General features: G+C 73.0%; 10 protein-coding genes. 8 read left to right on the forward strand and 2 right to left on the reverse strand.

The features are described 5' to 3' along the window. Positions 1 to 4: 4 nt before the first annotated feature. The 3 genes from ACH45E_RS31580 to ACH45E_RS31590 all read left to right on the forward strand — a co-directional run bounded on the left by ACH45E_RS31580 (position 5) and on the right by ACH45E_RS31590 (position 3,602). Entirely contained in the window at positions 5 to 1,111 is a 1,107-nt protein-coding gene (locus ACH45E_RS31580; protein WP_361448142.1) for a DUF2690 domain-containing protein, read from the forward strand. A gap of 346 nt (positions 1,112 to 1,457) precedes the next feature. Further along, on the forward strand, positions 1,458 to 2,447 hold the full coding sequence (locus ACH45E_RS31585; protein WP_361448145.1) for a malate dehydrogenase: 990 nt from the start codon (positions 1,458 to 1,460) through the stop codon (positions 2,445 to 2,447). Positions 2,448 to 2,564: 117 nt separating this feature from the next. Continuing rightward, complete coding sequence (locus ACH45E_RS31590; RefSeq protein WP_361448148.1) at positions 2,565 to 3,602, forward strand: hypothetical protein; 1,038 nt, start codon at positions 2,565 to 2,567, stop codon at positions 3,600 to 3,602. Positions 3,603 to 3,632: 30 nt separating this feature from the next. Here ACH45E_RS31590 and ACH45E_RS31595 read toward each other — a convergent pair whose 3' ends face one another. After that, positions 3,633 to 4,322, reverse strand: a complete 690-nt coding sequence (locus tag ACH45E_RS31595) for a siderophore-interacting protein (RefSeq protein WP_361448151.1) — start codon at positions 4,320 to 4,322, stop codon at positions 3,633 to 3,635. 46 nt (positions 4,323 to 4,368) lie between these two features. After that, positions 4,369 to 5,772 (reverse strand): MFS transporter, encoded by a 1,404-nt coding sequence (locus ACH45E_RS31600; protein ID WP_361448154.1) that lies wholly within the window; start codon positions 5,770 to 5,772, stop codon positions 4,369 to 4,371. 101 nt (positions 5,773 to 5,873) lie between these two features. Between ACH45E_RS31600 and ACH45E_RS31605 the strand changes: the two genes are divergently transcribed. From ACH45E_RS31605 to ACH45E_RS31625, 5 genes are all read left to right on the forward strand, one after another. Further along, positions 5,874 to 6,833 carry a LysR family transcriptional regulator gene (locus tag ACH45E_RS31605; protein ID WP_361448157.1) on the forward strand — a complete coding sequence of 320 codons (960 nt, stop codon included), beginning with the start codon at positions 5,874 to 5,876 and terminating at the stop codon, positions 6,831 to 6,833. Between the two features lie 520 nt (positions 6,834 to 7,353). Further along, the gene (locus ACH45E_RS31610; protein ID WP_361448160.1) at positions 7,354 to 8,874 is read left to right on the forward strand and encodes an aldehyde dehydrogenase family protein; all 1,521 of its coding nucleotides are present in this window, start codon (positions 7,354 to 7,356) and stop codon (positions 8,872 to 8,874) included. 102 nt (positions 8,875 to 8,976) lie between these two features. Beyond that, complete coding sequence (locus ACH45E_RS31615) at positions 8,977 to 10,509, forward strand: GMC oxidoreductase (RefSeq protein ID WP_361448163.1); 1,533 nt, start codon at positions 8,977 to 8,979, stop codon at positions 10,507 to 10,509. Beyond that, entirely contained in the window at positions 10,506 to 11,687 is a 1,182-nt protein-coding gene (locus ACH45E_RS31620; RefSeq protein ID WP_361448166.1) for a glycine betaine/L-proline ABC transporter ATP-binding protein, read from the forward strand. The genes ACH45E_RS31615 and ACH45E_RS31620 overlap by 4 nt, the downstream gene beginning before the upstream one ends. Then, the gene (locus ACH45E_RS31625; RefSeq protein ID WP_361448169.1) at positions 11,687 to 13,639 is read left to right on the forward strand and encodes an ABC transporter permease subunit; all 1,953 of its coding nucleotides are present in this window, start codon (positions 11,687 to 11,689) and stop codon (positions 13,637 to 13,639) included. Before ACH45E_RS31620 ends, ACH45E_RS31625 begins: the two co-directional genes overlap by 1 nt. The last annotated feature ends 1 nt before the right edge of the window (position 13,640 follow it).

Here is a 13,640-nt window from a genome sequence, read left to right on the forward strand (position 1 = left end):
ACCGATGCCTCGTTGGAAAGCCTTGCCGGACGAGCTCGATCCGCAGGTGAAGGAGTTCACGGGCCAGTTACGGCGGCTGGTGGACCGCAGCGGGATGAGCATCGCGGCGCTGGCCGACCGCACGGGCTACAGCAGGACGTCCTGGGAGCGTTATCTGGGCGGCCGGCTTCTCGCGCCCAAGGGCGCGGTCGTCGCGCTCGCCGAGGTGACGGGTACCGATCTCGTTCATCTGACCACCATGTGGGAGCTGGCCGAGCGTGCCTGGAGCCGCTCGGAGATGCGCCACGACATGACCATGGAGGCGAGCCGGATCTCCCAGGCGCGGGCCGCGCTCGGGGAGTTCGGGCCGCCCGCGGTGAACGGGGGCGGCGGGACCAGGGCCGCCCGCTTGGGCGGCAGCGCGACCGTGACCCCGGGCATCGCGGGTCCCGCGGGCGTGTCGCCCACGTTTCCGCCCCCGATCCCGCCCCAGCCGACGGCGCCGGACGCGGACGCGCGGGAGGCCGCCGGGAACGGCCGCGCCCCGAACGGCAGGGCGGCGCAGGGCTCGTACGGCTCGCAGGGCTCACACAGCTCGCACGGGGAGCACCCACGGCAGCCCGGCGGCCCCACGGAGGGCAGACGACGGCTGACGATGTTCCTCGCGGGCGCCCTCGCCGCGCTCGCAGTCATCGCCGCGGTCTTCTTCCTCACCGACGACGCCGGCGGCGGCAAGAGCGACAAGGGCGCGGCCGAGTCACCCTCCCCGTCCGCCACCACCCACCATGACCTGCCCGCGGGCGTGAAGTGCGCGGGCGGCGACTGCACCGGCAAGGACGCGGAGAACATGGGCTGCAGCGGCGATCTCGTCAGCACCGTCAAGACCGCCGCCGTGGGCAACACGGTCGTGGAGGTCCGCTACAGCAAGACGTGCCGGGCGGCATGGGGGCGCATCACCGGTGCCGCACCGGGGGACACGGTGCAGGTGAGCGCGGGTTCCCACAAGGAGACCGGGTCCGTCACCCGGCAGGGGGACACGATAGCCTACACCCCGATGACGTCCGTACCCGACGCCGCCACGGTGAAGGCATGCGTGACGCTGGCTTCGGGGCGGCGGGGGTGCACGAAGTAGTCCGGAAGAAAAGATTCAGGGTGGCACGCATGCCCGCCGGAATTCCGGGCACGCGAACCGTACCCCCACGGGAGTCCGGCCACGGTCCCCCGATCGGCGGCCGTCTCTGTTCCTCCTCTCCCGGACAGGCAGGCGGCCGCCTTTTCGGTTCGCGCGCGGCGGCAGAGGCGGCAGCGGCACGCGGTACGGCGACCTGTGGGGTGGGCCACACGGGCCCCGGCCGTTCGTGATCCCGGATGCGCGATAGCCTGACCGCTGGATCTCTCTTGATACCAAGAGATCGATCATTTGCACGTCCCACCCGGGGCAGGGACGCCCCACCGCCAGCTGTCATACGGAGAACGCCATGACCCGCACTCCCGTGAACGTCACCGTCACCGGCGCGGCCGGCCAGATCGGTTACGCCCTGCTCTTCCGCATCGCCTCCGGCCAGCTGCTCGGCGCGGACGTGCCGGTCAAGCTGCGTCTGCTGGAGATCACCCCGGCGCTGAAGGCCGCCGAGGGCACGGCCATGGAGCTGGACGACTGCGCGTTCCCGCTCCTGAAGGGCATCGACATCTCGGACGACCCGAACGTCGCCTTCGACGGCGCCAACGTGGCCCTGCTCGTCGGCGCCCGGCCCCGCACCAAGGGCATGGAGCGCGGCGACCTGCTCTCCGCCAACGGCGGCATCTTCAAGCCGCAGGGCAAGGCCATCAACGACCACGCCGCGGACGACATCAAGGTCCTCGTCGTCGGCAACCCGGCCAACACCAACGCGCTGATCGCCCAGGCCGCCGCCCCGGACGTACCGGCGGAGCGCTTCACCGCGATGACCCGCCTCGACCACAACCGCGCGCTGACCCAGCTCGCGAAGAAGACGGGCACCACGGTCGCCGACATCAAGCGCCTGACCATCTGGGGCAACCACTCCGCCACCCAGTACCCGGACATCTTCCACGCCACGGTCGCCGGCAAGAACGCCGCCGAGACCGTGAACGACGAGAAGTGGCTGGCCGAGGACTTCATCCCGACCGTCGCCAAGCGCGGCGCCGCGATCATCGAGGCCCGCGGTGCCTCGTCGGCCGCCTCCGCCGCCAACGCCGCCATCGACCACGTGTACACCTGGGTCAACGGCACCGCCGATGGCGACTGGACCTCCATGGGCATCCCGTCGGACGGCTCCTACGGCGTCCCGGAGGGCCTGATCTCCTCCTTCCCGGTCACCACCAAGGACGGCACGTACGAGATCGTCCAGGGCCTGGACATCAACGAGTTCTCCCGCGCCCGCATCGACGCCTCCGTCAAGGAGCTCGAGGAGGAGCGCGAGGCGGTCCGCGGCCTCGGCCTCATCTGAGCCACGCGCCTTTTCCCGTACGGGCCCCCTGCCGGTTTCTTCCGGAAGGGGGCCCGCGCCCGTTTTCGCCGCTACCGTCGGAGCAGCGCACTTGTACGGTGATTCGGGGGGTTCGCCATGAGCGGACGCAGCAGTCAGGACGGGCCTGAGCACGAGCCGGGCGAGGAGTCGGGCCAGGCGCCCTGGGCCGCCGGTGAGCCGGACCCCGCGCCGCCGTGGGCCTCGGCGCAGACCCAGACCGCCCAGTCGCCCCCACCGTGGGCGGACCCCGCGCCCCCGGCCGCCGACCGGCAGCGGTACCAGTACGGCGATGTGCCCCCGCCGCCGCACCCGTGGGCATCGTCCGGCCACTACGCCGGCGGCTCGCCCTACGCCGGCGGCCCCCCGGCCCCCGTCCCGCCCCCGGCCCGGCCACCCGCGCCACCGGCCTGGACGCCGCCACCGGCCACACCCGCCTACGCCCCGCCGCACCCCGCACCCCCGCGCGCCACCGGCCGCCTGGCCGTCCTGGTCACCGTGATGGTCCTGGTCGCGGCGGGCTCCTTCCTGGCGGTCTGGTATCTCGGCCGCGACCATGGCGGCGGCGGAACCGGCACGCAGTCCGGCCCCGGACCCGACACCAGCGTCTCCGACCCGGCCCACAAGACCTCGCCGCCCGCGTCGACCGCCTCGGGCTCGACGCTCCAGTCCCCGTCGGCCCCCAAGGGCTACCGCCTCGCCCACGACCCCGTCGGCTACACCCTCGACGTCCCCGAGGGCTGGAAACGCCGGCAGCAGCAGGGCGAGAAGGCCATGGTGGTGTACTACGACTCCCCGTCCGACGGCCGTCAGCTCCAGATCTTCGAACTGTCCGAGTCCAGCCCCGCCGAGTCCCTGGACCTCGCCGAGAACGACTCCGTCTACGGCTACTCGCACCAGCCCGGCTACGAGGCCCACGACCGCACGTCCTCAGACACCTGGTCCGAGCTGACGTACCGCTACGACGACAAGGACAAGGGTGCCCGCCAGGTCATCGACCACCGCTTCCAGGCCGCCGACGGCACGCTGTTCGCGATCCGCTCCAGCGGACCGGAGAGCCTGTCCTCCGGCCTGGTCCGCGCGCCGCTCACCACCGCGGTGTCGTCCTTCTGCCCGGCCGGCGAGTCCTGTTCGTAGCCGTCCTGGCCGTCCTAGCCGTCGTAGCCGTCACTCCAGACCGCGCCTGCCCGGCGCCCAGAACGGTTTGGTGAGGACCGACCGCCGGTCCCAGCCCGCCTCCCGCACGAGCACCTTCCGTACCGCCTGCACGGTCCGCGCCTCCCCGGCGACGTACGCGACGCCGCCGGGTTCGGGAGCGAGCCGCCGCACCGCTTCCGGGAGCGAAGTGCCGCCTCTCTCCAGCCAGTCGAGGCGGTCGGCGTGGGTCAGCGGCAGGCGGTCCGCCGCCGTGTCCGTCTCGACGCAGCCCGTGATCCGCGCGCCGGCGGGGAGCGCGGCCAGCATCGGACCGAAGGCGACGGAGGCCGTCTCCTCCCCGACGAAGACGTGGTGCGCGGCGTCCGGGCGCAGTACGAAGGAGCCCTCCGGCTTGCCCAGCCGCACCTGGTCGCCCACCTCGGCGGTCCGCCCCCACCGCGCGCCGGGCCCCGCCCCCGGATGGTCCAGCACGCACAACTCGACCGCGCCGGCGGGCTCGTAGCGCCACACCGAGTACGTACGACGGGTCAGCCCGGTGCCGACCAGCACCCGCACCTGCTGCCCGGGCCGCACCTCGAGACCGGCGAGCGCGTCGCCCTCGACACGCAGCCGGCGCATCCGGGCGGCGATCCGGTCGGCGGCCGTGACGGTTCCGCGCAGCATCAGCAGGTCGAGGACGGGGTTCAGCAGGGCGGGCATGAAGGCTCCAGGAGGAGGGCGAGGCGACCGGACGGCGAAGCGGGGCTCAGGAGCGCGCGGAACGCGATAGTACGCGTTCCGGCCCGGACGCGATAGTGCGCGATCCGCTCCGTCCGCCGTACCCGGCCACCACGACCGCCGTCGCCGCCAGCACCACCAGGGCGACCGTGCGCAGGGCCGGGCCCATGCCGCCGGCCAGGTCGGTGTGGGAGGAGAGGACCGTGCCGGTGACCGCGACGCCGAGGGCCGCGCCGATCTCCCGGGCCGAGGTGCCGAGTCCGGAGCCCAGGCCCGCCTGGTGGGGCGGGAGCGAGGAGACGACGCCGAGGGTCAGAGCGGGCATGGATAGCCCGGTGCCGACCGAGATGACCAGCAGCCAGCAGGCCCACGTCCAGTACGGCGTGCCCGCGTCGGCGGTGGACGCGCCGAGCAGTCCGAGGCCGATGAGGGCGAGACCGGTGCCGACGACCGGGCGAGGGTGGCTCGCCCAGCGGGCGGCGAGCTTGGGGACGAGCGCCATGCCGACGGTCAGCGGCATGATCGCGACGCCGGTGAGGGCGGCGCCGAAGCCGTGGACCTCTTGCAGGTACTGGGAGTTGACGTAGAAGAGGGAGAACAGGCCGAAGAAGCCGGTGGCCGTGCCGAGGGTGGCCGAGCGCAGCCGGGGTGAGACGAAGACGCGGGGGTCGAAGAGCGGCGCGGGTGAGCGCAGGGCGTGGGTGGTGAAGGCGGCGACGAGCAGTGCGCCCGCCGCGAAGGCGCCCAGGATGCGCGCGGAGGTCCAGCCGTGGGCCGGGCCCTCGATGATGCCGAAGAGGACCGCGACCAGGCCCGCCGTGAGCAGCAGGGTGCCGAGGGGGTCGAGGTTGCTGCGCGCGGCGCGGTCCGTGCGCGGGGTGGTGACGGCCACCGCGAGGGCGAGGAGTGCGGCCAGCGGGACCATCACGGCGAACAGGGCCCGCCAGGACAGGAACTGGCCGACCAGGCCGCCGCCGAGGTTGCCCGCGGCGCCGCCCAGGCCCATCGCCAGGGTCCAGGAGGCCAGCGTGCGGGCGCGGTGCTCCGGGGCGGCCAGGTGCACCAGGATCGACAGGGTGGCCGGGGTGATCAGCGCCGCCCCGGCCCCGGACAGGCCGCGGCCGGCGATCAGCACGGCCGGGTCGGTCGCGAGCGCGCTGGTGCCGGCGCCCGCCGCGAACAGGGCCAGGCCGCCGAGCAGGGCGCCCTTGCGGCCGTACCGGTCGCCCAGCGCGCCCGCCGGGATGAGGAGTCCGGCGAAGGCGATGACGTAGGCGTCGACCGTCCACAGGACCTCGCTGTGCGAGGGGTGCAGCGAGGAGGAACTCAGCTGCGGGATGAGGAGGTTGATGGCGGCGACCATGCTCTGCGCGACCAGCACGCAGGCGCACAGGGCCAGCAGGGTCGGGCGTTTCAGGGCGTGCGAGGGCACGGCTCCTCCCGGGAGCTCGGTGGGTGGTGTGGGTTGCCTTGTCACCGTAGGCTCGGCGATTGCCTGCTTTCCAGTGCAACCTTCGCAAGGGATAATTGCGCATGACGCAATCCGTGAATTCCGTGAAGCCCGTGACATCCGTGGACTCACCGGCCGGGATCGATCTGAACCTGCTCCTCGCGCTGGACGTCCTCCTCGAGGAACAGAGCGTCCAGGGCGCCGCCCGCCGTCTGCATCTCTCCGAGCCCGCGATGAGCCGCACCCTGGGCCGCATCCGCAAGGCGCTCGGGGACCCGGTACTGGTCCGTGCCGGCCGCCGGATGGTGCCCACCCCGCACGCCCTGGCCGTACGCGCCGAGGTGAGCGCGGTGGTGGAGCGGGCCCGGGCCCTGTTCGCGCCGGGCCGCGACACCGATCTGCGCACGGTCTCCCGCACCTTCACGATCCTCGGCCCCGACGCGATCGCCGCCTCGCTCGGCGTGACCCTGTTCGCCCGGGCCGCCGAGGAGGCCCCCGGCATCCGCATCCGCTTCCTCGCCGAGAGCCACACGGACGCGCCGCTCCTGCGCCAGGGCACGGCCGACCTGGAGGTCGGGGCGATCGACACGGCCACACCCGAGGTGCACGTGGAAAGCCTGTGCGAGGACCGGATGGTGGGGGTCGTGCGGGCCGGACACCCGCTGCTCGAAAGGGAGTTGACACCCGAGCGGTTCGCCGCTGGGGCCAGTCACCTCATCGTCTCGCGGCGCGGCAGGCTGCACGGCCCGATCGATGCCGCGCTGGCCGAACTCGGCCTGGAACGCCGGGTGGTGGGCACCGTCGGCACCCTCCCGGCCTCGCTCTTCGTCCTGCGCGACACCGACCTGGTCGGCCTGGTCAGCTCCTGGAGCCTGCCCCTGGCCGCCGCCCTCGGCCTGGTCACCTTCGAGGTGCCGCTGCCCCTCCCGGCACTCACCCTGGGCCTGGCCTGGCACCCCCGCCACGACGCCGACCCGGCCCACGCCTGGCTGCGCGCCTGCGTACGGGAGTTGATGGCCGAGTGGGCGGTGGGCAGGCCGTAGGCGGTCGAAGTCGCGCAGCGGGACCGAGGAGCCCAGCCAGGCGTCTTCTCCTCGGCCGGGTCGCCCTCGACGTCTGGTGTACCGGTGTCGTACCGGCCGTCTCGGACACCCCGAGCGGCTTTACGGGCCGTGGCGGGACGCCGTGGCACGGTCGCGCACGCGCGTCCGGGAGGCGGTCGCCGAGGCGGCGCCGACAGCCGCGCCGCGTGCACCACCCGTAGCGATGAGTCACCCGGCTGCGTCTCGGGCCAACCTGATCGCGGAGTGCACCCGGCACCTGGGGCAGGCCGTCCCGGTCCGGAGGTCGATCTACGGCGTCGCCGCATGCCGACTTCTGATCCCTGCCGCGCCATTCCACTGCCCGCCTTGTCCGCCTTTGACCGCATCTTCAGTGATGCAGCGCACTTTCGGCCACCGATTGCGCATGCAATCCGAAGGTCCGGGCAGGCGGACACGGTCCCCGAGAGTGACACGTGTGTGACACACCGGAGCTGAACAGGAACGGAAGGCAACAGCGAGCATGGCGACGACAACCGAACGACAGGCACGGGCGACCATCCATGCCGGGGGCGAGTGGCTGGATGCGGTCTCCGGCGCGACCCGGGAGATCCTCGACCCCGCGGACGCCCTGCCCTTCGCCGTGGTCGCGGAGGGTGACGAGAAGGACGCGGAAGCCGCCGTGGCCGCGGCCCGCCGCGCGTTCGACGAGGGGCCGTGGCCCCGCACACCGGTCACCGAGCGTGCGGCCCTGCTGCGCCGGGTGGCCGACCTCCTCGTACGCAACCGCGAGGAACTCGGCCTGCTGGAGAGCCGGGACGCGGGCAAGACCGTCGAGGAGGGCCGCGTCGACATCGACTGTGTCGCCGACGCCTTCCGGTACTTCGCCGACCTCGTCGCCGGCGAGGCCCCCGGCCGGGTCGTCGACGCGGGCTCGCCCGACATCCACAGCGTCGTCGTGCACGAGCCCATAGGCGTCTGCGCGCTGATAACCCCCTGGAACTACCCCCTCCTCCAGGCCAGCTGGAAGATCGCCCCGGCGCTCGCCGCCGGCAACACCTTCGTCGTCAAGCCCAGCGAGATCACCCCGCTGACCACCATCGCCCTGATCGAGCTGCTGGCGGAGGCCGGGCTCCCGGCCGGTGTGGCCAACATCGTCACCGGCCCCGGCCACACCGTCGGCGCCCGCCTCGCCGAGCACCCCGACGTCGACCTGGTCTCCTTCACCGGCGGCCTGGCCAGCGGTACCAAGGTCGCCCAGGCCGCCGCCCCGAGCGTGAAGAAGGTCGCCCTCGAACTCGGCGGCAAGAACCCCAACGTCGTCTTCGCCGACGCCTGCGCCACCGACGAGGGTTTCGACACCGCCGTCGACCAGGCCCTCAACGCCGCCTTCATTCACAGCGGCCAGGTCTGCTCGGCCGGCGGCCGGCTCATCGTCGAGGAGTCCGTCCGGGACCGCTTCGTCGCCGAACTCGTCCGCCGCGCCGAGAAGATCCGCCTCGGCCGGGGCACCGAGGACGGCGTGGAATGCGGCCCGCTCGTCTCCGTACAGCAGCGCGACAAGGTGGAGGCGTACGTCGAATCCGCCCTCTCCGAGGGCGCCGTGCTGCGCTCCGGCGGCAAGCGGCCCCGGCCGAGCGACACCCGCCCCGAGTCCGGCTACTTCTACGAGCCGACCGTCCTCGACCGCTGCCACCGCGAGATGAAGGTCGTCCGGGAGGAGGTCTTCGGCCCGGTCCTCACCGTCGAGACCTTCCGCACGGAGGACGAGGCCGTGTTCCTCGCCAACGACACCGAGTACGGCCTCGCGGGCGCCGTCTGGACCGCCGACGCCGGCCGCGCCCGCCGCGTCGCCGGACGGCTGCGGCACGGCACCGTCTGGATCAACGACTTCCACCCCTACCTGCCGCAGGCGGAGTGGGGCGGCTTCGGCAAGAGCGGCGTGGGACGCGAACTGGGCCCCGCCGGACTCGCCGAGTACCGCGAGACCAAGCACGTCTACCAGAACCTGGCGCCGAAGCCGGTGCGCTGGTTCGCCGGCTGACCTCCCGCCCCCCACCGGGACCAGACCCACCGCGACCGCCCGCCTCCCGACCCCCCCACCCCCGACTTCCCCCGAGCGCCCCCACCTGGAGTGAGCAGCCCCATGTCCGACAGTCCCCACGTCTACGACTACGTCGTGATCGGCGGCGGCACGGCAGGCTCCGTCATCGCCTCCCGCCTGACCGAGAACCCGGACGTCACCGTCGCCGTCATCGAGGGCGGCCCCAGCGACGTCGGCCGCGACGACGTCCTCACCCTGCGCCGGTGGATGGGCCTCCTCGGCGGCGACCTCGACTACGACTACCCCACCACCGAACAGCCGCGCGGCAACTCCCACATCCGGCACAGCCGCGCCCGCGTCCTCGGCGGCTGCTCCTCCCACAACACCCTCATCGCCTTCAAGCCCCTGCCCTCCGACTGGGACGAGTGGGAGACCGCAGGCGCCAAGGGCTGGGGCCCCGTCCCCATGGAGGCCTACTACGCCCGCCTCCTCAACAACATCGTCCCCGTCGACGAGAACGACCGGAACGCCATCGCCCGCGACTTCGTCGACGCCGCCCGGTCCGCACTCGGGGTACCCAAGGTCGAAGGCTTCAACCGCAAGCCCTTCACCGAAGGCACCGGATTCTTCGATCTCGCCTACCACCCCGAGAACAACAAGCGCTCCAGCGCCTCCGTGGCCTATCTGCACCCGGTGATGGACGAGCGCCCCAACCTGACGATCCTGCTGGAGACCTGGGCGTACAAGCTGGAGCTCGACGGCAACCACGCCCGCGGCGTGCACGTACGCACCAAGGACGGCGAGGAGATCCTCGTACGCGCCCGCACCGAGGTCCTGCTGTGCGCGGGCGCGGTCGACTCGCCCCGCCTGCTGCTGCACTCCGGCATCGGCCCGAAGGCCGACCTGGAACGGCTCGGCATACCCGTCGCCCACGACCTGCCGGGCGTCGGCGAGAACCTCCTGGACCACCCCGAGTCGGTGATCGTCTGGGAGACGAACGGCCCGATCCCCGAGAACTCCGCGATGGACTCCGACGCCGGCCTGTTCGTGCGCCGCGACCCCGAACACGCGGGCCCGGACCTGATGTTCCACTTCTATCAGGTCCCCTTCACGGACAACCCGGAACGCCTGGGCTACGAACGCCCTGAGTTCGGCGTCTCGATGACCCCGAACATCCCCAAGCCGAAGAGCCGCGGCCGCCTCTACCTGACCAGCGCCGACCCGTCGGTCAAGCCCGCCCTGGACTTCCGCTACTTCACCGACGAGGACGACTACGACGCCCGCACCCTCGTCGACGGCATCCGCATCGCCCGCGAGATCGCGAAGACCGAACCCCTCGCCGGCTGGCTGAAGCGCGAGGTGTGCCCGGGCCCGGAGATCCTCGGCGACGCCGAGCTCAGCGAGTACGCCCGCAAGGTCGCGCACACCGTCTACCACCCGGCGGGCACCTGCCGCATGGGTGCCGTCGACGACGAACTCGCCGTCGTCGACCCCGAACTGAAGATCCGCGGCCTCGACGGCATCCGCATCGCCGACGCGTCCGTGTTCCCGACCATGACCGCCGTCAACCCGATGATCGGGGTGCTGATGGTCGGTGAGAAAGCCGTCGACCTGATCGGAGGTGGTGCGCGATGACCACCACACCCATGACCCCCGCCACCCGCAAGCCGCCCACCGACGACGCCCCCGTCTTCGCGGTGGACGGTCTGTGGAAAGTGTTCGGCCCCAAGGCCGACCGCGTCCCGGACGACCCCGAGCTGACCGGCCTCCCGCCCGCCGAACTGCGCTCCCGCACCGGCTGCACGGCCGCCGTCCGCGACGTCTCCTTCGACGTCCGCAAGGGCGAGGTCTTCGTCGTCATGGGCCTGTCCGGCTCCGGCAAGTCCACCCTGGTGCGCTGTCTGACCCGGCTGATCGAACCGACCTCGGGCACCATCGCCATCGACGGCGAGGACGTCCGCTCCATGGACCGCACCCGGCTGCGCCAGCTGCGCCGCCACCGCGCCGCCATGGTCTTCCAGCACTTCGGCCTGCTCCCGCACCGCACGGTCCTCGACAACGTGGCCTACGGACTGGAGATCCAGGGCGTCGGCCGCGCCGAACGCCGGGCCCGGGCCAAGGAGGTCGTCGACAAGGTCGGCCTGAAGGGCATGGAGAAGCGCCGGCCCGCCCAGCTCTCCGGCGGCCAGCGGCAGCGCGTCGGCCTCGCCCGCGCCCTCGCCGTCGACCCCGAGGTGCTGCTCTTCGACGAGCCGTTCAGCGCCCTCGACCCGCTGATCCGGCGCGACATGCAGGACGAGGTGGTCCGCCTGCACCGGGAGGAGGGCCGCACGATGGTCTTCATCACCCACGACCTCACCGAGGCCCTCAAACTCGGCGACCGCATCGCCCTCATGCGCGACGGCCGCGTGGTGCAGCTCGGCACCCCCGAGGAGATCGTCGGCTCCCCGGCCGACGACTACGTCCGCGAGTTCGTCCGGGACGTGCCGCGCGAACAGGTCATGACCGTCCGCTCGGCCATGCGTCCCGGCGACTGCGGCGGCCCGGACCACCCGGGCGCGCTCCCGCCGGACATGAAGGTCGCCGACGCGATCAAGGCCGTGGCCGCCGACGGCAGGACGACGTGCGTGGTGGACCAGGGGCGGTGCCTCGGAGTGGTGGACGCCGACGCACTGCTCGGGTTCGTGGCCGGCAACCCCGCGCCCGCGGGCGGCCGTGCCGCCCAGCTGGCCGCACGCGCCCGGCAGCGGACGGCCCTCCCGAAGCGCCGGCCGCAGTCGCCGCCCGCCGACGCCGGCGCGGAGGTCGTCTGATGGCAACCGTCACCGCGAGCGCTCCACGTCTCGCCCTCCCCGGCATCCTCAAACACCGCGCCACCCACAAACTTCTCCTGCTCGCCCTGGCCGCGGCCGTCCTCGCCCCCCTGGCCGCCGCCCGCTGGACGAGCGCCGCATGGCCCCACACGCTCACCGTCGACCTGGCCAAGCCGCTCTCCAGTGCCAGTGACTGGGTCATCAACAACCGGGACAGCCACCCGCTGTTCCTGTACTTCTTCGGCTACATCAGCAACGCGGTCGTGCTCTCCGTGCGCGCCGTGTACCTCGCCCTGCTCGCCGCGGGCTGGGCCGGAGTCACCGCGTTCGGCGCGCTCGTCGCCTGGCGGGTCGCCGGGCTCCGGCTCGCGCTGGGCACGGCCGCCGCGTTCCTCGCCTGCGGTGTGCTCGGCATGTGGGTGCCGACGATGCAGACCCTCGCGCTGATGGTGATCGCCGTACTGGTCTCCGTGGGCGTCGGCTTCCTGCTCGGTCTGAGCGCCGGACTCTCCGACCGCCTGAACCGCGCCCTGCGCCCGGTCCTGGACACCATGCAGGTGCTCCCGGCCTTCGCCTACCTGCTCCCGGTCGTGCTGGTCTTCGGCATCGGCGTCCCGGCGGCGGTCCTCGCCACCGTCGTCTACGCCGCCCCGCCCATGGCCCGCCTCACCGCGCTCGGCCTGCGCGGCGCCGACCCCGAGGTGCTGGAGGCGGTGGACTCGCTCGGCGCGACGGGCCGGCAGCGGCTGCTGACCGCGCGCATCCCGCTGGCCCGCAAGGAACTCCTCCTCGGCCTCAACCAGACGATCATGATGGCGCTGTCCATGGCGGTCATCGCCTCGGTCATCGGCGCCGGCGGCCTCGGCGACCGCGTCTACCAGGCGCTGGCCTCCGTCGACGTGGGCGCGGCCCTGGCGGCGGGCATCCCGATCGTGCTGCTCGCCGTCGTCCTGGACCGCGTCACCTGCGCGGCCGGCGAAGGCGAGGCCGGGGACGGCACCTCCGGCCCCCGGACCATGGGCTGGCTGTACGCCGCGGCCGGCACCGTGGCCGTCGCGCTGGCCGCCCGTCTCCTGGGCCGCGTCGACTGGCCCGACGCCTGGACCCTGCACATCGCCCAGCCCGTCAACCGGGCCGTCGACTGGATGACCGCGCACCTCTACACCGGCGTCCCGGTCGTCGGCGGCACCGCGGACTGGGCCGGGCACTTCACCACCTGGGTCCTCGACCCGCTGCGCTCCGGTCTGCAGTGGCTGCCCTGGTGGTCGGTGCTGCTGATCGTGGCCGCGCTGGCCTGGGTGATCGGCACCTGGCGCACCGCGCTGACCGCCGTGCTCGCGATGGCCGCGATCGGTGTGCTCGGCGTGTGGGAACCCTCCCTCGACACCCTCTCGCAGGTCCTCGCGGCCGTCGCCGTCACCCTCGTGCTCGGCTTCGCCACCGGTATCGCCGCCGCCCGCAGCGACCGCTTCGAACGCGCGCTGCGCCCGGTCCTGGACGTCTTCCAGACCATGCCGCAGTTCGTGTACCTGATCCCGGTCGTCGCCCTGTTCGGCGTCGGCCGCGCCCCCGCCGTCGCCGCGGCCGTGGTCTACGCCCTGCCGGCCGTCGTACGGATCACCGCGCAGGGCCTGCGCCAGGTCGACCCGGCCGCGCTGGAATCGGCCCGCTCGCTCGGCGCCACCGGCCGCCAGCAGCTGTGGCAGGTGCAGCTTCCGCTCGCCCGCCGGTCGCTGCTGCTGGCCCTCAACCAGGGTGTGGTCCTGGTCCTGGCCGTCGTCATCATCGGCGGTCTGGTCGGCGGCGGTGCCCTCGGCTACAACGTGGCCTTCGGCCTCGCCCAGGGCGACCTCGCGACCGGTCTGGTGGCCGGCGCGGCGATCGTCTGCCTCGGCCTGGTCCTGGACCGGGTGACCCAGCCCGTCGAACGCCGCGCGACGAAGGGAGCGTGAC

Origin of the sequence: Streptomyces sp. NPDC020299 (assembly GCF_044387825.1) — a bacterium.
GTDB lineage: Bacteria > Actinomycetota > Actinomycetes > Streptomycetales > Streptomycetaceae > Streptomyces.